This window comes from Bradyrhizobium sp. USDA 4354 (assembly GCF_054060315.1).
In genome coordinates this window covers 6,892,798-6,915,229 of sequence record NZ_JBSSDC010000001.1, presented here as the reverse complement: position 1 = coordinate 6,915,229, position 22,432 = coordinate 6,892,798, and the positions used below count along the sequence as shown (strand labels likewise).

Genomic DNA, 22,432 nt, shown 5'->3' with positions numbered 1-22,432 from the left:
GCCAACTTTCAATCGACTATCGGAGCAATCGAGCGACATGGATTCCGTGAACGCGACCAGCCGCGAAGCTTTGGAATCGAGCATTGCGGCGGCCACCCAGGGCATCCTCGGCTTCCAGCAATCCGACGGCCATTGGGTGTTCGAGCTCGAGGCCGACTGCACAATTCCGGCCGAGTACATCTTGCTGCGCCATTATCTCGCAGAGCCGGTCGACACCGTGCTCGAGGCCAAGATCGGCAACTACCTGCGCCGCGTTCAAGGCGCTCATGGCGGCTGGCCGCTGGTGCACGACGGTGAGTTCGACATGAGCGCCAGCGTGAAGGCTTACTTTGCGCTGAAGATGATCGGCGATTCCGTCGACGCCCCGCATATGGTGCGTGCGCGCGAGGCCATTCATGCCCGCGGCGGCGCGATCAACAGCAACGTCTTCACCCGCTTCCTGCTGGCGACGTTCGGCGTCGTGACCTGGCGCGCGGTGCCGGTGCTGCCGATCGAGATCGTGCTGCTGCCGTTCTGGTCGCCGTTCCACCTCAACAAGATCTCCTACTGGGCGCGCACCACGATGGTGCCGCTGATGGTGATCGCCGCGCTGAAGCCGCGCGCGAGGAATCCGAAGGGCGTCGGCATCGACGAATTGTTCCTGCAGGATCCGCATTCGATCGGCATGACCGCGAAGGCGCCGCACCAGAGCATGGCCTGGTTTTTGTTGTTTCGTTCGCTCGATGCGATCCTGCGCGTGATCGAGCCGCTGTTTCCCAAGAGCCTGCGCAAGCGCGCAATCGACGCCGCGCTCGCTTTCATCGAGGAACGGCTCAACGGCGAGGACGGCATGGGCGCGATCTACCCGCCTATGGCCAACATCGTCATGATGTACGACGCGCTCGGCAAGGACGAGAATTATCCGCCGCGCGCGACGACGCGCCGGGGCATCGACAAGCTGCTCGTCATCAAGGACGACGAGGCCTATTGCCAGCCCTGCGTCTCGCCGGTGTGGGACACGACGCTGACCGCGCATGCGCTGCTGGAAGCCGGCGGCGACAAGGCGGTGCCGGCTGCCAAGCAGGGCCTCGACTGGCTGATCCCGAAGCAGGAGCTCGAGGTGAAGGGCGACTGGGCGGCGAAGCGGCCCGACGTCCGGCCCGGCGGCTGGGCGTTCCAGTACAACAACGCGCATTACCCTGATCTCGACGACACCGCGGTCGTGGTGATGTCGATGGACCGCATGCGCCGGGAGCACGGCGTCGCCGGCTATGATGCCGCGATCGCCCGCGGCCGGGAGTGGATCGAAGGCATGCAGAGCGACGACGGTGGCTGGGCCGCCTTCGACGTCAACAACCTCGAATATTACCTGAACAACATCCCGTTCTCCGACCACGGCGCGCTGCTCGATCCGCCGACCGAGGACGTCACCGCGCGCTGCATCTCGATGCTGGCCCAGCTCGGCGAGACCGAGACCTCCAGCAAGCAAGTGGCCGCCGGCGTTGCCTACCTCAGGAAGACCCAGCACCCGGAGGGGTCCTGGTACGGCCGATGGGGCATGAACTTCATCTATGGAACCTGGTCGGTGCTCTGCGCCCTGAATATGGCCGGCGTCGATCACAACGATCCAATGATTCGCAAGGCAGCCGACTGGCTGACCTCGATCCAGAACGATGACGGCGGCTGGGGCGAGGACGCCGTCAGTTACCGGCTGGACTACAAGGGCTGGGAGGCCGCCCCCTCGACCGCCTCGCAAACGGCATGGGCCTTGCTTGCCCTGATGGCGGCGGGCGAGGTTGATCACCCGGCCGTCGCCCGCGGGGTGGAGTACCTGATTGCAACACAAGACAAAAAAGGACTGTGGGACGAGCAGCGGTACACCGCCACAGGCTTCCCCCGCGTGTTCTATCTACGGTATCATGGTTACCCGAAGTTCTTTCCGCTGTGGGCATTGGCGCGGTATCGGAACTTGCGGAACACCAACAGCAGGGTGGTAGGGGTCGGAATGTGACTTTGGGGACGGGGGACTATTTTACCGCGGGTCAGGCCATCGACCCGCGGCCGATACTGATCGTGACCGGACTGGTTCAGGAGGCCCGCATCGCAGCCGGGCCTGGAATGGCGGTCATCTGTTCATCCAGCAGCCCGAGCCAGTTGCGGGCGCTTCTAACGGTGGTGGACCCTGACACGATTCGCGGTGTGATCTCGTTCGGCGTGGCCGGTGGGCTCGACCCGACGCTGCGGTCCGGCGACGTCGTGCTGGCAACCGAGGTGCTGTCCGGCGATGCCCGCTGGGCCGCCGGCCTGTCGCTCGGCGACGACCTGATCGAGCGCCTGACCTCGGGCCGCCGCCGCGTGGTGCGCGGCAGCCTCGCCGGCGCCGAGGAGGTGGTCACGAAGCGCTCCTGCAAGGCGGCGCTGCATTCGGAGACGGGCGCTGCCGCCGTCGACATGGAAAGCCACATCGCGGCCGCCTACGCCGCCGAGGCCGGGCTTCCCTTCGCCGCGGTCCGCGTCATCAGCGATCCCGCCCATCGCGCGCTGCCGGCGCTCGCCCGCGCCGCGATCAAGCCGAACGGCCAGATTGACCTCGCCGCCGTACTGCGCGGCATCGTCCGCAATCCGGCGACGCTGCATGCGCTGGTCTCGACCGGCCTCGACTTCAACCGCGCCCTGCGGAGCCTACGCGGCTGCCGCGACTATCTGATCGGGACGGAACTGATCGAGAGCGAGGCGCTGGTGTCGAAGGCGGCCTGAGCGGCCTCGCCGAGCGGACAAAGAAAAGGCCCGATCGCCATGGCGTCTGGGCCTTTTTGTTTGGGGCGTAGGGCCAGCTTCGTACGGACCGTCACCTAACGCCTGCGTGCATCAATCCCTCGTCCAGTCCTCCAGCCGCAATCCGGCAATGCGCTGGAATTCGGTGGTGTTGTTGCTGACAAGCGGCAGGCCGCGCGCCATCGCTTGACCGGCGATCAAGATGTCATAGGGACCGGTCGGCGTGCCGCGCCGCGCCAGCTGCGCCCGGATCTCACCGGCGGCTCGCGCGTCTTCTTGGTCGAGATCGAGGATTTCGAGATCGGTAAAGAGAAGGCGAAGCGTTTCCAGGTTGAATTCGACTTTCTGGCTGCGATAGGCGCCGAAGTAGAGTTCGTGGGCGACGATCGATGAAATCGCGAGCGCGCCGGGCTCGCTAGCTTCGACCCTGCGCAGGAGAGGCTCTGACCGGCGTGCGACGAGCGCGATGACGGCGTTGGTGTCGAGCAGCCACTTTGTCATCCAAACGTCCGATCGAGATCCGGGCGCATCTGCTCTTCGGGCTGCTCCCGGCCCTCAGCCATGAAATCCGGGCTGAAACCGCGCGTGACAGCCGCCCGAAGCGACGCCCAGGGGCCGGTGGCGCTGCGCTTCGGGCGCAGGATCACGGCATCGCCCTCGCGTGAAACCTCGACTTCCTCGACCGTAAAACGAAAATCCTTCGGGAGCCGGACGGCCTGGGAATTGCCGGACTTAAACACCTTGGCGATGTGGGGCATGGCGACCTCAAGTATATACCTTGATGTATATACACCCGAAATTTGAGTATGCAAGACGGAGCTACGTTTAACTTGCATAGGGTTGTTCTTCATATTTGCGGCTCGCTCCGAGCGGCGTCGGGCAAAACACCAAAACACCCGTCAACCCCTATCCTCAAAAATATTCCATTTTCCCGAATTTCGGATTTGTGGCATAGAGCGCTCATCCCGGCCCTGCCAGAGGGGCGCTTCGCGATCGTCACGAGATGCGGGTCGGGGTGCGGTGGACGCGGTAGCGCCGACGCGAAGGCGATGACAGGGCGGGCAACCCGTGAGTCATGCGCGACGCGATACGACACGGCGCGGTCAACGCGGCCGGGCTGGATCTCGGGGGCGAGCACACGCAAGTCCTCGATGCTTCCGGCAAGGCCGTCCGCGGACGGAGAAGTCGTGTGGTCCCGACGCCCGGGGTTCTGGCGTCAAATCTCGCGGTGATGTGGCGGCCAACCGGCACGCGCATCGATCAGCGGCGAGGCGACGGGGGCAATAGTGCAACGCTCCCCGAGGAGAGCACGAAGGACACCGTTAAAACCATCCGCGCAGGGAAGGCCGGGCGATCGGCATCACCTGTGATCCACCCCGTGTGCGTTTTCCATGCATACGGACCGCGGGTGCCGCCGGCGCCCGGCCTTCCCTGCGCCCTCTGGTCTTTCGAGAGGCGCGAACGAACAGCAAAGCTCGGGCGAAAGAAGCCGCGAGAATGCGCCGGTGTGTCTGAGGGGAAGAGAGCGCATGGCAAAGAGCAAGCTGGTGCCGCACGGCGGAGAGAGAATGACGCGATCTCCTCTCGTGCCCCGCACGCAGCGCAGCGTCCCTTCGACGATGCGCTGCAGAGCCGGGGCCCATGCATCGACAGGGCTCGCAGCTGCTGGGTCCCGGCTCTGCGCAGCAGCGCAAAGAGCGCTGCAGCGCGTCCGGGACACGGGCCACTCGTGTTACGGCGCACAAGACAAAGGCCCGGCCGCGTTCGCGGCCGGGCCTTTTCTCGTTCGTAACTGTGACTCGCGCTTTACGCCGCCGTCGAAGCCTTCTGCGCGGCCTTTGCCTGCGCCGCTGCTGCTTCGTCCTTGCGGATCTCGGACAGCTTCTTCTGGACCTGCTCCGAGAAGATGTACTGCGCCGGGCGCTGCTTGCTCATGTCGATCTCCGGCGCCATCGGACCACTCGTCTTGATGCCGCGCAGCGACACCCACATCGCCTTCAGCGGGTTGTTGAGCGCTGCGGTCGCCGCGGTCGGCTCATAGCCGCAATGGGCCATACAGTCGGCGCACTTTTCGTACTTGCCGGTGCCGTAGGAATCCCAGTCGGTGGTCTCCATCAGCTCCTTGAAGGTCTTGGCGTAGCCTTCACCGAGCAGGTAGCAGGGCTTCTGCCATCCAAAAATGTTGCGCGCGGGCATGCCCCAGGGCGTGCACTCGTATTCCTGGTTGCCGGCGAGGAAGTCGAGGAACAGGCCGGAATGCATGAAATTCCACTTCTTGCCCTTGCCCATCGCAAAGACGTCGCGGAACAGCTTCTTGGTCTTGGTGCGGTTGAGGAAGTGCTCCTGGTCCGGCGCGCGCTCATAGGCGTAGCCCGGCGACATCGACACGCCGACGCCGAGCTCGACGGTGAGGTCGAGGAATTTCGCGATCTCCTCGGCCGGATGGCCGTCGAAGATGGTGGCGTTGACGTTGACGGTGAAGCCGCGCGCCTTGGCCGCCTTGATCGCGGAGACGGCGCGATCGAACACGCCCTTTTGCGACACCGCCTTGTCGTGGTGATCGCGCAGGCCGTCGAGATGCACCGAGAAGAACAGGTAAGGGGAGGGCTCGAACAGGTCGAGCTTCTTTTCGAGCAGCAGCGCGTTGGTGCAGAGCGAGACGAACTTCTTGCGCGCGACGAGGCCGCGCACGATCTCGCCGATCTCCTTGTGGATCAGCGGCTCGCCGCCGGGAATGGCGACCATCGGCGCGCCGCACTCGTCTGCCGCGTCCCAGCACTCCTGCGCGGTCATGCGGCGGTTGAGGATCGCGTCGGGATAATCGATCTTGCCGCAGCCGACGCAGGCGAGGTTGCAGCGGAACAGCGGCTCCAGCATCAGCACGAGCGGATAGCGCTTGCGGCCAAGCAGTTTCTGCTTGAGCAAATAGCCGCCGATACGCATTTCCTTGAAGAAGGGGATGGCCATTACAAGTTTCTTTCTGGGCTTTTCAATTCGGGTGGGTCAGCTCGCAGCCAGTTGGGCCGGAAGCCGGAATTCGATGTTTTCCTCGCGGCCCGGCAGTACGGAGACCTTGACCGGTCCGATCCGCCGCATCGCTTCGATCACGTCATCCACGAGTACCTCGGGCGCCGAAGCGCCAGCCGTGACGCCGACGGTCCTGGCATCCTTCAACCACGCCGGATTGAGCTCGCTGCCGTCGGCAATCAAATAACTCGCGACGCCGGCTTCAGTGCCGATTTCGCGGAGCCGGTTCGAGTTCGAGCTGTTGGCAGCGCCCACCACCAAGATCACGTCGACCAGCTTGCTCAGGTTCCTTACCGCAGATTGGCGGTTCTGTGTCGCATAGCAGATATCCCGGATATCCGGGCCTTGAATATCTGTAAAGCGGGCCTGGAGGGCCGCAATGATGTCCCTTGTATCGTCGACCGACAGGGTGGTCTGGGTGATGTAGGCCACTGGCGTATCCGCCGGCAGGGTCAGGGCCCTAGCTTCCTCAACGCTTTGAACAAGCAGCACCGGCCCCGGGACCTGGCCCATCGTGCCTTCGACCTCGGGGTGGCCAGCATGGCCGATCAGGATCAGGGTGCGGCCCATGCTGATGTAGCGCTTCCCCTGATTGTGAACTTTCGTGACCAGCGGGCAGGTGGCATTGAGCACCGGAAGATCGCGTGTGGCGGCCTCTTCCTCGACGCTGCGGGCGACGCCATGGGCGCTGAACACCGTCACCGCCTTCGGCGGAACCTCGGAGAGTTCCTCGACGAAGATGGCGCCTTTGCTCTTCAGGCTCTCGACGACGTATTTGTTATGCACGATCTCATGGCGCACGTAGACGGGCGGGCCGTACTTTTCCAGCGCCCGTTCCACGATCTCGATCGCACGCACCACGCCCGCGCAGAAGCCGCGCGGCTGCGCCAGATAAACTTCCATTGGACGCCCATCACGCAAGTTGCACCAATCCGCTTCAAAGTCCCCGGCGGCACCCAGATACTGACCAATGAGTGCAATATCCGCACCATTGGTTCGCACATGCGGTAGCCGCCCACCCCCGTCGGGCTCCGGCGCATGGAGGCGCAATACTTTGTGTCAAAAAATCGGCAGCAAGGGAAGATCGGAACTCTGACAAGTCACTTCTGAGGTATTCTAGTAGGGCATTCGATGTGCGCAAATGCGCGACATTGATGCATCGTCCTTCGTCACTTTCCCGCCTCAACTCCCCGGCTATACCGGCCGCCCGCATGATTTTGCCACGGTCTCCCGCCGTTTACCTCGAACCTTCTCGCGGCGAGAACGATCAAAACAGCAATAGGTTTCGCCCGGGAACTCCGATAAACAGCGGGCGTTTCCGGCAAGCTGTTAACCGCAGAAAGAAAAGAAGTGCTGCAAAGCGTCGTCGTCGCCATCGTCAGGGTCTGCACCCGGTTTGCCTCCCTCGTCGTCATTCTCGGGCTCCTGCTGTCGGTCGGAGCGGGCTACTACGCTGCGCGCCACTTCGCCATCAACACCGACATCAACTCGCTGATTGCCCAAAATCTGGACTGGCGTCAGCGCGACCAGCAGTTCGATCGCGCCTTCGACCGCGATGCGACGATCACGGCGGTCATCGAGGCCAAAACCCCCGAAATGGCGAGCGCGGCGGCGGACGCGCTCTATGCCAAGCTGAAGGACGACAAGACCAACTTCCATTCGATGCAGCAGCTCGGTAGCGGCGAGTTCTTCGAGAAGAACGGCCTGCTGTTCCTGCCGACCGAGGAGGTCGCCAAGATCACCGGCCAGTTCGAATCCGCCGCGCCCCTGATCGAGATCATGGCCGGCGACCCCTCGATCCGTGGCCTGACCGGCGCGCTGGAGACGGGCCTTGCCGGCGTCAAGCGCGGCCAGGTCAAGCTCGACAACACCGAGCGGCCCTTCAACCTGATCGCGCAGACGGTCGAGACCGTGCTCAACAAGGGTAACGCGAGCTTCTCCTGGCGCGAGCTCGTCAGCGACGAGCCGCTGAAGGATTCGGATAAGCGCGCCTTCATCGAGTTCAAGCCGATCCTCGACTACAACGCGTTGGAGCCGGGCAAGGGCGCGACCGACGCGATCCGGAAAGCCGCGGCCGATCTGGATTTCCCGACCAAATACCAGGCGCGGGTGCGGCTGACCGGCCCGGTCCCGATCGCCAACGAGGAATACGCCACCGTCCAGGAAGGCGCCGTCGTCAACGGCATCGGCACCGTCCTCGTCGTGCTGCTGATCCTGTGGCTGGCGCTGCATTCGGCGAAGATCATCTTTGCGGTGTTCGTCAATCTCTTCGTGGGCCTTGCGATCACGACCGCGGCCGGCCTGATGATGGTCGGCTCGCTCAATTTGCTGTCGATCGCCTTCGCGGTGCTGTTCGTCGGCTTAGGGGTCGATTTCGGCATCCAGTACAGCGTCCGCTACCGCTCCGAGCGCTACAAGCACGACGACCTCTCGGGCGCGCTGGTGCTGGCGGCCAAGCGCTCGGCGGTGCCGCTGTCGCTGGCGGCAATGGCCACCGCGGCGGGCTTCCTCTGCTTCATGCCGACCGACTACAAGGGCATCTCGGAGCTCGGCCAGATCGCCGGTGTCGGCATGCTGGTGGCGTTCGTGTCCAGCATCACCGTGCTGCCGGCGCTGCTCAAGCTTCTGAACCCGCCCGGCGAGCCGGAGCCCGTCGGTTACGCTTTCCTGGCGCCGCTCGATCACTTCCTCGAGAAACACCGCGTGCTGATCGTCGGCGGCACGCTGCTGCTCGCGCTTGGCGGCCTGCCGCTGCTCTACTTCATGAAGTTCGACTTCAACCCGATGAACCTGCGCAATCCGCACGCCGAGTCGATCGCCACCTTCCTCGACCTGCGCAAGGACCCCAATACCGGCGCCAATGCTATCAACGTGATGACGACGTCGGAAGAGCAGGCGCGGCAGGTCGAGGCGAAGCTGGAGAAGGTGCCCGAGGTGCTCAGGGTGATGTCGCTCGACAGCTTCGTGCCGCAGGACCAGCAGCCGAAGCTGAAGCTCATTGCGCAGGGCGCCAAGGTGCTGAATCCCGCGCTGAACCCCGATCAGATCGATGCTGCGCCGTCGGATCAGGAAAATGTCGAAGCGCTGAAGTCTTCAGTCGACAATCTGCGCCGGACCGCGGGCGATGCGAAGGGACCGGGGGCGGTCGCCTCGCGCCGTCTTGCAGACGCGCTCGAAAAGCTCGCCAATGGCGACGAGGCCACGCGCAACAAGGCGCAGGACGTGTTCGTCACGCCAATGAAGATCGTGTTCGACCAGCTCAGGAACGCCATGCAGGCTGAGCCGGTCACCCTGAAGTCACTGCCGTCCGATCTCGTCAGCGCCTGGAAGAGCAAGGACGGCATCATCCGCGTCGAGGCGCTGCCCAAGGGCGATCCCAACGACAACGACACGCTGCGCAAATTCGCAGCGGCGGTGCTCGCGGCCGAGCCGACCGCGATTGGCGGACCGGTATCGATCCTTAAGTCCGGCGACACCGTCGTGAGGGCGTTCATCCACGCCGGCATCTACGCGCTGCTGGTGATCGGGCTCTTGCTGTGGATCACGCTACGCCGGTTCGTCGACGTGCTGATGACGCTGGTGCCGCTTCTGGTTGCCGGCGCGGTGACGCTCGAGATCTGCGTGTTGATCGGCCTGCCGCTGAACTTCGCCAACATCGTCGCGTTTCCGCTGCTGCTCGGCGTCGGCGTCGCCTTCAAGATCTATTATGTCGTGGCCTGGCGCTCGGGCAGGACAAACCTGCTCCAGACCAGCCTGACGCGCGCGATCTTCTTCAGCGCGCTGACGACGGCGACCGCGTTCGGCAGCCTGTGGCTGTCGAGCCATCCCGGCACGTCCAGCATGGGCAAGTTGCTGGCACTCTCGCTGGTGACGACGCTCGCGGCCGTGCTGCTGTTCCAGCCGGCCCTAATGGGCAAACCCCGCAATCTCAGGGAGTAGGCAGATGTCGCCGACGGGGTCGGCGGCGCCCTTCTGACCGGGCTTGGCCGCGCCGGCGGCCTTGGGAGCTGCGGGCGCAGGCGCGGTGGCGCCTGTCGTGGCTTGGGCCGCTTGCGCCCCTTGGGCTTTCGGCGCAGCGCCCCCGGATTTCGGTGCGCCCTTGGCCATGGCGTTGACAGGACTCGAGGGGATTGGCGGGCCGACCCGGGTCCAGGTCTCGCCGCCACAGAGGAAGCCCATCACGCAACCCTTGATTTCGAGCTGATCGGGTCCGGCCGGTGTGATGGTCGCGCTGTAGAGCTGGCCATCCTTGGCGTTGTAGACCTGTCCTTCCCACTGATCGACGCCGGGCTTCTTCTTCATGTCGATCAGGGTCGCCATGCCCAGCGTCGGCCTGTTCTTTTTCGAGACATCCGGATTGTTCTCGTCGCGGCCGCCGGGCTGCTTTTCCCAGGAAACCGCGCCCCACATGCTGCCATAGCATTGGGCGACACGAATGTTGGCAACGCCGTCGGCGACCCGCCAGTCGCCGGTGGGATCGGCGGCGAGGGCTGGGGTCAGGCAGGCGCAACCGCCAGTCAGTATTAGTCCGGTGTAAAGGGCCAAACGCATGAGTGTTCCTTGGCAGTGCAACATGATCTAAAAGCTGTGCTTGCGAAGATGGTCCGAAAAAGGGCAAAAGGCCGCACAGACCGTTTACAATAACGGTCCGGTTTTCAGTTGACGAGACGGCCCTCAACCGAAGTATGTAGCGGATGCACAGTCCAAATCCAGACATGTCTCAGCTGTTCGCGGACCGGCAGGCCCAGCGCAGCGCCCTGCATAATCGGTATCTGAACGAGCAGTTCGTTCGGGTCCTCAAGACCATCGGCTACGATGTCGGCTTCCAGAAGGGGCAGGGGCAGTACCTCTACGACCGCGAGGGCGCGCGCTACCTCGATCTTTTGTCCGGCTTTGGCGTGTTTGCGATCGGGCGCAATCATCCGGTCATGCGCGAGGCGCTCAAGAGCGTGCTCGATGCCGACCTGCCCAACCTCGTCCAGTTCGACGTCTCGACGCTCGCCGGCGTGCTGGCCGAGCGCCTCTTGAAATACGTTCCTTATCTCGACAAGGCGTTCTTCGCCAATTCCGGCGCCGAATGCGTCGAAGCCGCCATCAAGTTCGCCCGCGGCGCCACCGGCCGTCCCGGCATCGTCTATTGCGCCCACGGCTATCACGGCCTGACCTACGGCGCGCTGTCGCTCACGGGCGATTCGAATTTCCGCACCGGCTTCGAGCCGCTGCTGCCGGGCTGCACCCCGATCCCGTTCAACGATCTGGCCGCGCTGGAAAAGGCGCTGGCCTCGCGCGAGGTCGCGGCCTTCGTCGTCGAGCCGATCCAGGGCAAGGGCGTCAACATGCCCACCGACGAGTTCCTGCCCGGCGCGGCCGCGCTCTGCAAGAAATACGGCACGCTGTTCGTCGCCGACGAGATCCAGACCGGCATGGGGCGCACCGGCCGCTTCCTCGCGGTCGAGCACTGGAACGTCGAGCCCGACATGGTGCTGCTGTCGAAGTCGCTCTCTGGCGGCCACGTGCCTGTTGGCGCGGTGCTGACGCGCAAGAGCATATTCGACAAGATCTTCAACCAAATGGACCGCGCGGTGGTGCACGGCTCCACCTTCTCCAAGAACGATCTCGCCATGGCCGCGGGTATCGCCACGCTCGACGTGATGGAATCGGAGAAGCTGATCGAGGCCGCCGCCAAGCGCGGTGCAGAGCTGCGCCTCGCGCTGACGCGCATGGTGCCGGGCTACGAGCTGCTCAAGGAAGTCCGCGGCAAGGGCCTGATGATCGGCATCGAGTTCGGCCCGCCGAAATCGCTGCGCCTGCGGGCCTCCTGGAACGTGCTGGAGACCGCCAATAAGGGCCTGTTCTGCCAGCTCATCACCGTGCCGCTGTTCAAGGATCACAAGATCCTGACGCAAGTGGCCGGCCACGGCAGCCACACCATCAAGCTCTTGCCGCCGCTCACCATCACCGAGGAAGACTGCAGCTGGATCGAGAAAGCGTTCGACGACGTCATCGCCGGCAGCCACAAGGTTCCCGGTGCGATCTGGTCGCTCGGCAAGACCCTGGTGGACAACGCGGTGAGACGGTCGGCCTGACTTCGTCCGTCAAGGGACGATGATGCGCGTGAACGCGCTCATGGTGCTGCGCTGCGTTCGGGGCCTGCGACTGACTTCGCGAAATTTCTCACGGCTTCCACCACGCGCTCCGGCATTTCCTGCGCCACACAATGCCCGGCACCCTCGAAAACCTGCGTGCTGACGCGCGGAATCAGCGAGACGGCGCGCGAGGCCATCTCCTTATAGATCGGCCCCGACTTCGCAGCGGTCGTGACGCGCACGGGGCAGTCGATCTCGGAAAGCGAGGCAAACGGATTGCCGCGGGCATCGCCAGTGTAAACCTGCTCCATCGCCTCATAGATCGGAAGCAGGATCGCGGATTCGATCTCGGGCGTGCAGCAGAGCCGCACGCGGCCGTCATCGAGCGTCGTGAAGCCGTGGCGTGCATAGGCCCACAGCGAGGCCTCGGTCCAATCCGCAAACGCCGGCGCTTCGCGGTAGCGCGCGAACACGGCGTCGGCGCTGTCGAATTCAGCCCGCCGGCGCAGCGTGCCCTGCACGCGGGCGCGGGATTCCTCGCTCAATCCCCCGGAGCGCGCCGCGCGCGGATCCATGATGGTCGGCTCCATCACGAACAGGCGTGTGAAGCGACCGGGCAAGAGTTTCGCCGCGAGAAGGAGATCGGTCGCACCTGCGCTGTGACCGATTCCGTAGATGTCGCGGAGATCGAGCGCATAGATGACCCGGCAGACGTCCTCCGCATAGTCCAGGAAATGATAGGCGCCGGGCTTGTGGCTCGCGCCGTGGCCGCGGCGGTCGAGCGCATAGACGGTGTAGGTCGATGCGAGTTCGCGTGCGACTTCGTCCCAGACGTCGGCGACGAAACCGGTGCCGTGCACGAGGAGAGCGGGCGGGTTGCCGCTGTCGCCCCATTGCAGCATGGCAATCTCTGCGTCGGCGGGGGCGATTGAAAAGTGCCGGATGATCATGTGAGGTGGTATGCTACTTCGCATCCTCCAAGATCATCGTCGCCCCCTTCTCCGCAATCATCGCCGTCGGCGTGTTGGTGTTGCCCGACGTGATCGTCGGCATGATCGAGGCATCGACGATGCGCAGGCCGTCGAGGCCGTAGAAGCGCAACCGCTCGTCCACCACCGCCATCGGATCGTTCGCTGCGCCCATCTTCGCCGTGCCGACGGGATGGAAGATCGTGGTTCCGATGTCGCCGGCGGCCTTCGCGAGCGAGGCATCGTCGTCGCCGACCGTGGGACCGGGCAGATATTCGATCGGCCGGTATTTGGCTAGCGCCTTCTGCCGCATCAGGCGTCGCGTGGTGCGGATGGCGTCGGCGGCGACCTGGCGATCATCGTCGGTCGACAGGTAGTTTGGCGCGATGATCGGCTTCTCATCAGGCCTTGCCGCGCGCAGCCGCACGGTGCCGCGCGAGGTCGGCTGCAGATTGCACGCGCTCACGGTAATCGCGGGGAAGCGGTGCAGGGGATCGCCGAACTTGTCGAGTGACAGCGGCTGCACGTGGAACTGGATGTTGGCGCGGGCCCGCGTCGCATCGGAGCGCGTGAAGATGCCGAGCTGCGACGGCGCCATGGTGAGGGGCCCACGGCGGCGGAAGGCGTAATCCAGTCCCATCAAGCCGCGGCGGAACAGATTGTAATAGGTCTCGTTCAGCGTGCGCACGCCCTCGACCTTGTAGATCGCGCGTTGCTGGAGATGGTCCTGGAGATTGCGCCCCACACCCGACTTGTCCATGACGATGTCGATGCCGAGCGGCGATAGCCAGTCGGCGGGGCCGATGCCGGAGCGATGCAGCACCTGCACCGAGCCGATGGAGCCTGCCGAGAGCACCACCTCGCGTTTCGCCCGCGCCTCGATGATCTCGCCGTTCTGGACGAAGCGCACGCCGACGGCGCGACCCTGCTCGATGATGAGACGGTCGACCAGCACGTGCTTCTCGAGCCGCAAGTTCGGGCGGTTCAGCGCCGGCTTGAGGAAACCGCGCGCCGAGGACCAGCGCCGTCCGCGCTTCTGGTTGACGTGGAAATAGCTGGTGCCTTCGTTGTCGCCGGTGTTGAAATCCGGGATGCGCTTGATGCCCATCTCCTCGGCGGCATCGCCCACGGCGTCGAGAACATCCCAGGACAGCCGCGGCGCCTCGATGCGCCAGCCGCCGCCGGCGCCGTGGTGCTCGCTGGCGCCGAGGAAGTGGTCCTCGAGCCGCTTGAACAGCGGCAGCACGTCGTCATAGCCCCAGCCGGTCAGCCCAAGCTGGCGCCAGTGATCGTAGTCGGCAGCCTGGCCGCGCATCGAGATCATGGCGTTGATCGCCGAGCAGCCGCCGATCACCTTGCCGCGCGGATAGGCCAGCGCGCGGCCGTTCAGACCCGGCTCGGCCTCGGTCTTGAACATCCAGTCGGAACGGGGATTGCCGATCGCGAAGAGATAGCCGACCGGGATGTGGAACCAGATCCAGTTGTCATCGCCTCCGGCTTCGAGGACGAGGACGCGGTTGTTGCGATTGGCCGAGAGCCGGTTGGCGACGATGCAGCCGGCCGTGCCGGCCCCGACGACGATGTAGTCAAACTCCCCTTCGAGCCTGCGCGATGATTTCATGAGCAAGTGATTGATCTCTCAAGTCGTAGGTGTTTGATGATTCGCCAAGTCGCGAACATACCTGCAAATACGGACCACTTCTTTCTGCCGTTGCGTCTTGGTTAGGTCGACGAGCGGAATCTGCGGATCGTTGGCTGCCTCGAGTGCGGCCAATTCAGTTTCTTCATAAAGGGCGTGGTCGATCGCGACCCACACGATCTCCACCCCCCGAGCCTGCGCTGCGGTCAGCAGCGTCTTCAACTCATGCTGCACGACAAAATCGGAGTTCAGGAAATTTTGGCTTGCGAGTAGTAGCGCGACGTTAGCCTCCTTCATGGCGAGGTCGATGGAATTCTTCCAGTTGGTCCCCGGTTTTAGGCGGGTGTCATCCCAGAGATCAATTGTTCCTTTCCTGAGGAGAGGCTTCAGCGCTACCTGGAATGTCTTCAACCAGCTCCGGTCGTTGTGGCTGTAGCTTACGAACACCCTGGTGACGGGTTCCGTTGGCGCCGGCAGGGCCGCCGCCTTACTCTTTTCGTCGATGCCGTTGATCTGAACCCCGAGTGCTCGAAGATCCTGCTCGACTCGACCAAGATCCTCCTTCGCGATTTCCGCCCAAAGTGCGGGACGCCTGTCGCCCAGCGGGCTTGCGACGATGAAGGCAGCCAGCACTTCGCGTTTCCAGATTGGACGCAAAAGCGTAAAGTCGTGCTGTCGGGCGACGAGATCGAGTTGATCGAGAAGATCGTGCCGGCCCATATGAATCAGGGCAGCCAATACCAGAAGTTTTTCGTCAGAACTTGATGTCTCGTGCTCGCGACCACTCAGCAGAGGCTCGGCTTCGGCGCCGAGGAGGCGGACAAGAGCGATTGCACTAACACTTCGAATCCAACCTTGATGACTGTTGAGACCCGTCTCAAGCTCCTTCAGCACGGATTTGTCGCGCCGAAGAGCCAACGAATAGCGCATCTGCGCTCCGACTTCATCGTCACTGTGCACGACCGACGCTACGATCGGCGAGCAATCCGGCCAATCGATCTTCAGGGCGTAGAGCGTGCTCAGGGCCCACGTGACGCCTGAGCTTGCGACGCCATCGCCGATGGCACTGGCTACAAGGCGACCTGCGTCAGGATGCACCGTATCGCCGAGGGCAATTCCTGCCGCAACGTCGGTGCCTGCCCGTCCGAGAAACCTTGCGACGACGGGCAAGGTGCGGCGCAGCCGGAGGTGAGATAGACCCGTCAATGCGTGGTTCTTGTATTTTTCGTTGCTGCCCTCAAGCCATTTTTTGATCAAGGCATCAGCTGCAACCGGCTCGAGTTCGCGCATGATCCGGTCGATGTCCCAACCGAACTCCTCCTCGCGAACGTATTTCTGGAAGTCGGCAATCAGCTCTTGGCACTGGTCCAGTAAGAACCCGTTGCCCGACTTGGCAAATATGCGCAACAAGGCTTGAATGGCGTAGAACGCAAATTTCTCCATGTAGTATTTGCTGACTGGCGGCGGATAAGAATTGACGGGGCCGGAATTCCCGTAGCGGGCCGTTTGGATGATTTCGTAACTGCCGTCATAGGCGGCATACCCGAGAGCCTCAATCGTCAGCCGTCGGACGTCGATATCGTTCGAGTCTATGAGGCCGAGGATTGCCCCGCCTACACGATTGTTCCCGGCGAACGCTCTGAAGCAGGGCGAGCTCGCAATCTTGGCGTGCCATTCACCAGTTTTGATTAGTTCAAGCAGATGCGGAACGATTGCGGGACTCAGTCTTTCGCAGAGCCTGACGAGCCGGCCCCTCGCATGCCAGGGGCGGTTGGGCCAAGGGAGATCAAGCGGAAGTAGTTCCTTGATGATTTCAGGGCCCTGGGCGGCCAACCGCTCCAGTGCCCTCTCTGATACAACCGGATCGGGGTCGCCAAACTGCTGAATATCAGCACTTGCCATTTCAAAACCTCAGTAGTCGAGCCAGTGGTACTAGGATCGTACTGCAACCGGATTTGCCATTGAAACCAAAGCCTGGACCCAGCCCCTTCGGGTCCGAGACGATCACGCGATTTCGACTTGTGGGCGCGATTATTAGGTGGACCGACGCTTGCATGGTAGACAGTCCTGCATTCCTAACAAGGCTTGAGATCCTCCATGCCCATCGTGAACCGCGTCGCCGACCTCCACCCCGATATTCAGGCCTGGCGCCGGGACATCCATGAGCATCCCGAGCTGCTGTATGATGTCCACCGCACCGCAGCATTCGTGGCGGACCGGCTGCGCGAGTTCGGCTGCGACGAGGTCGTGACCGGCCTCGGCCAGACCGGCGTGGTCGGCGTGATCAAGGGTAGCAAACCGGCCGGCGAGGGGCTCAAGGTGATCGGCATGCGTGCCGACATGGACGCGCTGCCGGTCGAGGAGCAGACCAATCTGCCTTACGCCTCCAAGACCCCCGGCAAGATGCACGCCTGCGGCCATGACGGCCATACTGCGATGCTGCTGGGGGCCGCCCGCTATCTCGCCGAGACCCGCAATTTTGCCGGCGATGCCGTGGTGATCTTCCAGCCGGCCGAGGAGGGCGGCGCCGGCGGCGCGGCCATGGTCAAGGACGGCTTGATGGAGCGCTTCGGCATCGAGCAGGTCTACGGCATGCACAACGGGCCGGGCATCCCGATCGGCTCGTTCGCGATCCGGCCGGGTCCGATCATGGCGGCGACCGACGAGGTCGACATCATGATCGAAGGCGTCGGCGGCCACGCCGCGCGTCCGCACAAATGCGTCGATTCCGTGCTGGTCGGCGCGCAGGTGATCACGGCGCTGCAGTCGATCGTCGCGCGCAGCGTCGATCCCTTGGAATCGGCGGTGATCTCGATCTGCGAATTCCACGCCGGCAACGCCCGCAACGTCATTCCGCAGACCGCGACGCTGAGAGGCACCATCCGCACGCTGTCGCCGGAGGTACGCAAGCTGGTCGAGAAGCGCGTGCATGAAGTCGTGGCAGGCGTGGCACAGATCACCGGCGCCAAGATCGACCTTCGCTACAAGCGCAATTATCCCGTCGTGAACAATCATGCGGCGGAGACCGAGGTGGCGCGGCGCATTGCCACGCAGGTCGCGGGCGAGGCCAATGTGCATGAGATGGCGCCGCTGATGGGCGGCGAGGATTTCGCCTACATGCTGGAAGCGCGGCCCGGCGCCTTCATCTTCTGTGGCAACGGCGACAGCGCCGGCCTGCATCACCCCGCCTATAATTTCAACGACGAGGCGATCGTCTACGGCACGTCGTATTGGGTCAAGCTGGTCGAGGAACAGCTCGCGGCGTCTTAAAGGTCTCCGTCGTCATTCCGGGAGGGTCCGCAGGACCAGACCCGGAATCTCGAGATTCTCCGGTCCGCAATTGCGCACCGTAGTTCGGCTCTTCGAGCCGCCCCGGAATGACAAGCTGAATGCAAATGGCCGGGCGTAAGCCCGGCCATACGCTTTAGAGTTATCGGTCTCCTCAGAACATCCGCGAGAAGATCACATAGAGCGTGGCCGACAGCATGATCGCGCAGGGCAGCGTCAGCACCCAGGCCATCAGCAGGTTGCGGATGGTCGACCATTGCAGGCCCGAACCGTTCGCCGCCATGGTGCCGGCGACGCCCGACGACAGCACATGCGTGGTGGAGACCGGCAGGCCGAACACGTCGGCGGCGCCGATCGTGGCCGCGGCAACGAGCTCGGCCGAGGCGCCTTGCGCATAGGTGAGATGGGACTTGCCGATCTTCTCGCCGACCGTGATGACGATTCGTTTCCAGCCGATCATGGTGCCGAGGCCGAGCGCGATGGCGACTGCGATCTTCACCCAGTTGGGGATGAACTTCGTGGCGGCGTCGAGCGAGCCCTTGTAGGCGTTCAGGGTCGCGATCTCCTCCTTGTTGAGATCGTTCTCCTTGTCCTTCATCAGGAACCGGATCGCTTCCGAGGTCATGTACATGTCGTTGCGGGTGTTGCCCACGGCTTCCGCCGGCACCTTGTTCAGCGTGCCGTACTTGGCGACCTGATCGCCGACCTCCTTCACCAGCACGGCGAGCGAGGGATAGGTGCCCTCGTTGATGTGGCGCAGCGTGATGTACTGCGTCACCGCGGGGCGCGGATCGCCGATGATGCTGTGGCCGGCGCCCTTCGCCGAAATCACCTTGGAGGCGGCCTCGGAAGTCTTCTGGAACTGGGCGACCTGGGATTCCGGCAGCGCGCGGTTGAGCGCGTAGGCCGTCGGCACGGTGCCGATCAGGATCAGCATGATCAGGCCCATGCCCTTCTGGCCGTCGTTCGAGCCGTGCGCGAAGCTGACGCCGGTGCAGGTGGCGATCAGCAGGCCGCGGATCCAGAGCGGCGGCGCCTTGTTGCCTTCGGGCGCGGAATAGAGCGCCGGGTTGCGCACGATGAACTTGAGCAGCAGCAACAGCGTGGCGGCGCAGATGAAGCCGAACAGAGGCGACAGCAGCAGCGCGTAGCCGATCTCGGTCGCCTTGGTCCAGTCGACGCCCGAGGTGCCGTCGCGGCCGCGCATGACGGCGTTGGCGACGCCAACGCCGATGATCGAGCCGATCAGCGTGTGCGAGGAGGAGGCGGGCAGGCCGAAGAACCAGGTGCCGAGATTCCACAGGATCGCGGCGATCAGCAGCGCGAACACCATGGCGAAGCCGGCGCTGGAGCCGACCTGGAGGATCAGCTCGACCGGCAGCAGCGAAACAATGCCGAAGGCGACCGCGCCGGAGGACAGCAGCACGCCGAGGAAGTTGAAGAAGCCCGACCACATCACCGCGACTTCGGCCGGCAGCGAATGGGTGTAGATCACGGTCGCCACCGCATTGGCGGTGTCGTGGAAGCCGTTGACGAACTCGAAACCGAGCGCGATCAGGAGCGCAACGAACAACAGGATATAGGGCAGGTAGGTCGTCACCCGCATGCCGGTGGCGTTGACGTCGACATAGATGCTGTAGGCGACGAACAGCAGGCCCGCGGCGAGGATGCCGAAGAATAGGATCATCGTCAGCGGATTGAAGCCCTTGTCGAGATTTGGCCGCGAGGCCGGCTGGATCGGCGCGGGATCTGCTACCGCGCGGTCGAATGCAACATCGGTCATGTCTGGACGCCCCTTAGCTTTCAGGTAAGGGTATTGTCCGCGATGGACTTGAAGGCTGGATGACAACCAAGGCGTGAAAGCCGTTTTCCTGCCAGTATGCCGTTTCCCTGCCAGTATGCCGTTTCCCTGCCAGTCCTTAGGCAGCTCGTGCGGCCTTCTTCTGCAAGCCGGCGGCGATCTTCAAATCCTCGACAAAGCGCTGATACTCCAGCACCTTGGCTTCCGGATCGGGCAGCCGCAGCAGATAGGACGGATGCACCGTCACGAGCGCTTTGCGTCCGTCGGGAAGGTCTAGGAGCCGGCCGCGGTTCTTGCCGATCGGAGTGATCTTGCCGAACACGCTTTGCGCGGCGGTGGCGCCCATCGCCACGATGAGATCCGGCTGGATTGCCGAAACTTCCCGCTCATACCATTGCCGGCACGCCCGGATCTCAGGCGTGTTCGGCTTCTGGTGCAGGCGGATCTTTCCGCGCGGCACGAATTTGAAGTGTTTGACCGCGTTGGTGACATAGACCTTCTTGCGGTCGACGCCGGCTTCCTCCAGCGCGCGGTCGAGCATCTGGCCGGCCGGACCGACGAAGGGGTGGCCGGCGAGGTCTTCCTTGTCGCCGGGCTGCTCGCCGACCAGCATGATGTTGGCGTTCTTCGGGCCCTCGCCGAACACGGTCTGCGTCGCATCCTTGTAGAGATGGCAGGCGCGGCAATGGGCGGCTTCCCCGCGGAGCGCTTCGAGATCGTCGGCAGCAAGCTTGCGTTTCATCGGAGCCTCCGGCCGCTTCTGAGGCTTGTGCGGATCGGTTGCGGCATTGGCGATCATGGCGCCGGTCATACGCTCGGCGTCCTCGATCAAGGGCTTAATGATCGAGGCCTCGGGCAGGTTCCTCCAATATTTCTTCGGCATCTCGGCCTGCATCGCCTTCACCTTGAGCCGGGCCGGATTGAAGATGCTGGCGTAGTAGCGCCGCCAGGTCTCTTCCAGCCGGTCTTCGCCCGGTGCTTCGCTCTTGCTGACACCCGGCGTGAACGAGAGCGCGTGGCCGTCCCAATGCGCGGACAGATCGGGCGTCAGGATCGACCAGGGCATGTCGGCAAAGCGTTTGGCGAAGAACGGCGCGGCAAGCTCGACGATGTGATGCTCCGGCTCGAACCAGGCGACGTAATGCGCCTGGCGTTCCCGGCCGATCTCGCGGAAGCGGACGAAGGCATGCATCTTGTGCTCGTCGCGATAGACCGCTCTCGCCATGGCCGTGACCTGCGCGACATCAGGATCGGTCGCGACCTCGATGAGGTCGTGATTGTCCTTCAATCGCCAGAGCAGGCGATAGAGGATCGCGAAACGCTTGATATCGCGATGCAGGATTGCGGCCTTGGCGAGCTCGACGAATTTTGCTGATACGTTGAAGGTGCCGTCGTTCGCCTCGACGATCGGAGACGGCGCGGGCGGTGCGAACAACTCCGCTTCGCCGCCCTGCACGGTCCAGGTGACATCGTTGGGATTCACATGATGGAGCACGAGCGAACGTGCGGCTTTGCGCCAGCCGTCGAAATCGGTTTCGGTGTCGAGGGTGATGTACTGCATCAGAAGCCAAATCCCAGTTGCGTTGCTTTCGGCTTGAACCGCTCGATCAGCCCGGCGGCATCGAGACGATGCGGTGAGGGGCGGTGATCGCTGAGGATGATGAACGGCAGCGCCTTGTTGCGGGGCACGTGCAGCCGCGCGAGATCGGCGAGGCGGATCGTGGTGGTGCGCCGCGTTGCGATGATGCGTTCGACCGCCTTGGTGCCGAAGCCCGGCACGCGCAGCAGTTCCTCGCGGCTGGCGCGGTTGACGTCGAGCGGGAAGCGGTCGCGATGGCGCAGCGCCCAGGCGAGCTTGGGATCGATGTCGAGCGGCAGCATCGCGCTGTCGTCGACGATCTCGCCGACGTCGAAGCCGTAGAACCGCATCAGCCAGTCGGCCTGGTAGAGCCGGTGCTCGCGCAGCAGCGGCGGCGCACGCAGGGGCAGGGCGCGGCTGGCGTCGGGGATCGGGCTGAACGCGGAGTAGTAGACGCGCCGCAGCCGGTAGGCGCCGTAGAGATTGGCGCTGGTGTGGAGAATGGTGTGATCGGAGGCGCTATCTGCGCCGACGATCATCTGCGTGCTCTGTCCGGCCGGCGCGAAGCGCTGCGGTTTTGCCTTCGTCTTCGCGCTGCGGTCTTCCTCGGTCTCGTCCAGCTTCAGCCGCAACCGGCCCATGGTGCGGCGGATCGCGCGGACGTCCTTCTCCGGCGCGAATTGCTTCAGGCTCGTCTCCTCAGGCATCTCGATGTTGATGGAGAGGCGATCGGCATATTTGCCCGCTTCCGCGATCAGCGCGTCGTCGGCCTCGGGAATGGTCTTCAGGTGAATGTAGCCGCGGAAGTGATGCTCCTCGCGCAGCTTGCGCGCGACGCTCACCACTTGCTCCATCGTGTAATCAGGGCTGCGGATGATGCCGGAGGAGAGAAACAGACCCTCGATGTAATTGCGCCGGTAGAAGTCGAGCGTGAGCTTGATCACCTCCTCGATGGTGAAGCGGGCGCGCGGCACGTTGGAGGAGGTGCGGTTGACGCAATAGAGGCAGTCGTAATTGCAGGCGTTGGTCAGCAGCACCTTGAGCAGCGAGATGCAGCGACCGTCCGGCGCGTAGGAATGGCAGATGCCCATGCCGGGCGCGGTCGAGCCCATGCCCTTGCGATCGCTGGAATCCCGCTTCTCGGTGCCGCTGGAGGCGCAGGACGCATCGTATTTGGCGGCGTCCGCCAGGATTTCCAGCTTGCGTTGTACGTCCATCCCGGAATCCCTTTGATTCAACTTATGAATCCCTAGCCCGCCAATTCGATTGACTCTTCGGCCGCCGTTAGCT

The 22,432-nt window shown here is 63.7% G+C and carries 16 protein-coding genes; 5 read left to right on the top strand and 11 right to left on the bottom strand.

Features of this window, described 5'->3' with window-relative positions; all coding sequences use genetic code 11:
• The first annotated feature begins 37 nt into the window (after positions 1–37).
• A complete protein-coding gene (shc, locus tag ACVIIV_RS32210; protein WP_456747777.1) occupies positions 38–1,990 on the top strand; it encodes a squalene--hopene cyclase in 1,953 nt (650 codons plus the stop codon).
• Positions 1,987–2,736, top strand: a complete 750-nt coding sequence (locus tag ACVIIV_RS32205; protein ID WP_456747776.1) for a phosphorylase — start codon at positions 1,987–1,989, stop codon at positions 2,734–2,736. The genes shc and ACVIIV_RS32205 overlap by 4 nt, the downstream gene beginning before the upstream one ends.
• A 111-nt stretch (positions 2,737–2,847) precedes the next feature.
• Here ACVIIV_RS32205 and ACVIIV_RS32200 read toward each other — a convergent pair whose 3' ends face one another.
• The 4 genes from ACVIIV_RS32200 to ispH form a co-directional block, all read right to left on the bottom strand.
• On the bottom strand, positions 2,848–3,255 hold the full coding sequence (locus ACVIIV_RS32200; protein WP_456747775.1) for a PIN domain-containing protein: 408 nt from the start codon (positions 3,253–3,255) through the stop codon (positions 2,848–2,850).
• Entirely contained in the window at positions 3,252–3,512 is a 261-nt protein-coding gene (locus ACVIIV_RS32195) for an antitoxin (RefSeq protein ID WP_456747774.1), read from the bottom strand. Before ACVIIV_RS32195 ends, ACVIIV_RS32200 begins: the two co-directional genes overlap by 4 nt.
• 1,048 nt (positions 3,513–4,560) lie before the next feature.
• Positions 4,561–5,721, bottom strand: a complete 1,161-nt coding sequence (hpnH, locus tag ACVIIV_RS32190; protein ID WP_456747773.1) for an adenosyl-hopene transferase HpnH — start codon at positions 5,719–5,721, stop codon at positions 4,561–4,563.
• A 36-nt stretch (positions 5,722–5,757) separates the two neighbouring features.
• Positions 5,758–6,684, bottom strand: coding sequence for a 4-hydroxy-3-methylbut-2-enyl diphosphate reductase (gene ispH, locus ACVIIV_RS32185; protein WP_456747772.1), 927 nt, complete (start codon positions 6,682–6,684; stop codon positions 5,758–5,760).
• A 447-nt stretch (positions 6,685–7,131) separates the two neighbouring features.
• Here ispH and hpnN point away from each other — a divergent pair, with 447 nt between their 5' ends.
• Positions 7,132–9,720 (top strand): hopanoid transporter HpnN, encoded by a 2,589-nt coding sequence (gene hpnN / locus ACVIIV_RS32180; RefSeq protein ID WP_456747771.1) that lies wholly within the window; start codon positions 7,132–7,134, stop codon positions 9,718–9,720.
• Here the strand turns inward: hpnN and ACVIIV_RS32175 are convergent.
• Entirely contained in the window at positions 9,688–10,332 is a 645-nt protein-coding gene (locus ACVIIV_RS32175) for a DUF2147 domain-containing protein (protein WP_456747770.1), read from the bottom strand. The genes hpnN and ACVIIV_RS32175 overlap by 33 nt on opposite strands.
• 143 nt (positions 10,333–10,475) lie before the next feature.
• Here ACVIIV_RS32175 and hpnO point away from each other — a divergent pair, with 143 nt between their 5' ends.
• Positions 10,476–11,867, top strand: coding sequence for an aminobacteriohopanetriol synthase HpnO (hpnO, locus tag ACVIIV_RS32170; protein ID WP_456747769.1), 1,392 nt, complete (start codon positions 10,476–10,478; stop codon positions 11,865–11,867).
• 38 nt (positions 11,868–11,905) lie between these two features.
• Here hpnO and ACVIIV_RS32165 read toward each other — a convergent pair whose 3' ends face one another.
• The 3 genes from ACVIIV_RS32165 to ACVIIV_RS32155 are packed head-to-tail and all read right to left on the bottom strand — an operon-like array spanning position 11,906 to position 16,376.
• On the bottom strand, positions 11,906–12,817 hold the full coding sequence (locus tag ACVIIV_RS32165) for an alpha/beta fold hydrolase (RefSeq protein ID WP_456747768.1): 912 nt from the start codon (positions 12,815–12,817) through the stop codon (positions 11,906–11,908).
• A 13-nt stretch (positions 12,818–12,830) separates the two neighbouring features.
• Positions 12,831–14,456 carry a GMC family oxidoreductase gene (locus tag ACVIIV_RS32160; protein ID WP_456748878.1) on the bottom strand — a complete coding sequence of 542 codons (1,626 nt, stop codon included), beginning with the start codon at positions 14,454–14,456 and terminating at the stop codon, positions 12,831–12,833.
• Positions 14,457–14,474: 18 nt separating this feature from the next.
• Positions 14,475–16,376 carry a toll/interleukin-1 receptor domain-containing protein gene (locus ACVIIV_RS32155; protein WP_456747767.1) on the bottom strand — a complete coding sequence of 634 codons (1,902 nt, stop codon included), beginning with the start codon at positions 16,374–16,376 and terminating at the stop codon, positions 14,475–14,477.
• Positions 16,377–16,571: 195 nt separating this feature from the next.
• Here ACVIIV_RS32155 and ACVIIV_RS32150 point away from each other — a divergent pair, with 195 nt between their 5' ends.
• The gene (locus tag ACVIIV_RS32150; protein ID WP_456747766.1) at positions 16,572–17,744 is read left to right on the top strand and encodes a M20 aminoacylase family protein; all 1,173 of its coding nucleotides are present in this window, start codon (positions 16,572–16,574) and stop codon (positions 17,742–17,744) included.
• A 172-nt stretch (positions 17,745–17,916) separates the two neighbouring features.
• On the opposite strand, the gene ACVIIV_RS32145 is transcribed toward ACVIIV_RS32150, so the two are convergent.
• The 3 genes from ACVIIV_RS32145 to ACVIIV_RS32135 all read right to left on the bottom strand — a co-directional run bounded on the left by ACVIIV_RS32145 (position 17,917) and on the right by ACVIIV_RS32135 (position 22,359).
• Entirely contained in the window at positions 17,917–19,545 is a 1,629-nt protein-coding gene (locus ACVIIV_RS32145; RefSeq protein ID WP_456747765.1) for an inorganic phosphate transporter, read from the bottom strand.
• Between the two features lie 136 nt (positions 19,546–19,681).
• Positions 19,682–21,124 (bottom strand): UdgX family uracil-DNA binding protein, encoded by a 1,443-nt coding sequence (locus ACVIIV_RS32140; RefSeq protein ID WP_456747764.1) that lies wholly within the window; start codon positions 21,122–21,124, stop codon positions 19,682–19,684.
• A complete protein-coding gene (locus tag ACVIIV_RS32135; RefSeq protein WP_456747763.1) occupies positions 21,124–22,359 on the bottom strand; it encodes a putative DNA modification/repair radical SAM protein in 1,236 nt (411 codons plus the stop codon). Before ACVIIV_RS32135 ends, ACVIIV_RS32140 begins: the two co-directional genes overlap by 1 nt.
• Positions 22,360–22,432: the final 73 nt, after the last annotated feature.

Bases quoted from the DNA above. Each gene is read 5' to 3' on its own strand.
- ACVIIV_RS32195 (WP_456747774.1), bottom strand. From the start codon at position 3,512: ATGCCCCACATCGCCAAGGTGTTTAAGTCCGGCAATTCCCAGGCCGTC.
- ACVIIV_RS32145 (WP_456747765.1), bottom strand. From the start codon at position 19,545: ATGACCGATGTTGCATTCGACCGCGCGGTAGCAGATCCCGCGCCGATC.
- ACVIIV_RS32160 (WP_456748878.1), bottom strand. From the start codon at position 14,456: ATGAAATCATCGCGCAGGCTCGAAGGGGAGTTTGACTACATCGTCGTC.
- ispH (WP_456747772.1), bottom strand. From the start codon at position 6,684: ATGGAAGTTTATCTGGCGCAGCCGCGCGGCTTCTGCGCGGGCGTGGTG.
- ACVIIV_RS32165 (WP_456747768.1), bottom strand. From the start codon at position 12,817: ATGATCATCCGGCACTTTTCAATCGCCCCCGCCGACGCAGAGATTGCC.
- hpnH (WP_456747773.1), bottom strand. From the start codon at position 5,721: ATGGCCATCCCCTTCTTCAAGGAAATGCGTATCGGCGGCTATTTGCTC.
- ACVIIV_RS32150 (WP_456747766.1), top strand. From the start codon at position 16,572: ATGCCCATCGTGAACCGCGTCGCCGACCTCCACCCCGATATTCAGGCC.
- shc (WP_456747777.1), top strand. From the start codon at position 38: ATGGATTCCGTGAACGCGACCAGCCGCGAAGCTTTGGAATCGAGCATT.
- ACVIIV_RS32175 (WP_456747770.1), bottom strand. From the start codon at position 10,332: ATGCGTTTGGCCCTTTACACCGGACTAATACTGACTGGCGGTTGCGCC.
- ACVIIV_RS32140 (WP_456747764.1), bottom strand. From the start codon at position 21,124: ATGCAGTACATCACCCTCGACACCGAAACCGATTTCGACGGCTGGCGC.
- ACVIIV_RS32135 (WP_456747763.1), bottom strand. From the start codon at position 22,359: ATGGACGTACAACGCAAGCTGGAAATCCTGGCGGACGCCGCCAAATAC.
- ACVIIV_RS32200 (WP_456747775.1), bottom strand. From the start codon at position 3,255: ATGACAAAGTGGCTGCTCGACACCAACGCCGTCATCGCGCTCGTCGCA.
- hpnO (WP_456747769.1), top strand. From the start codon at position 10,476: ATGCACAGTCCAAATCCAGACATGTCTCAGCTGTTCGCGGACCGGCAG.
- ACVIIV_RS32155 (WP_456747767.1), bottom strand. From the start codon at position 16,376: ATGGCAAGTGCTGATATTCAGCAGTTTGGCGACCCCGATCCGGTTGTA.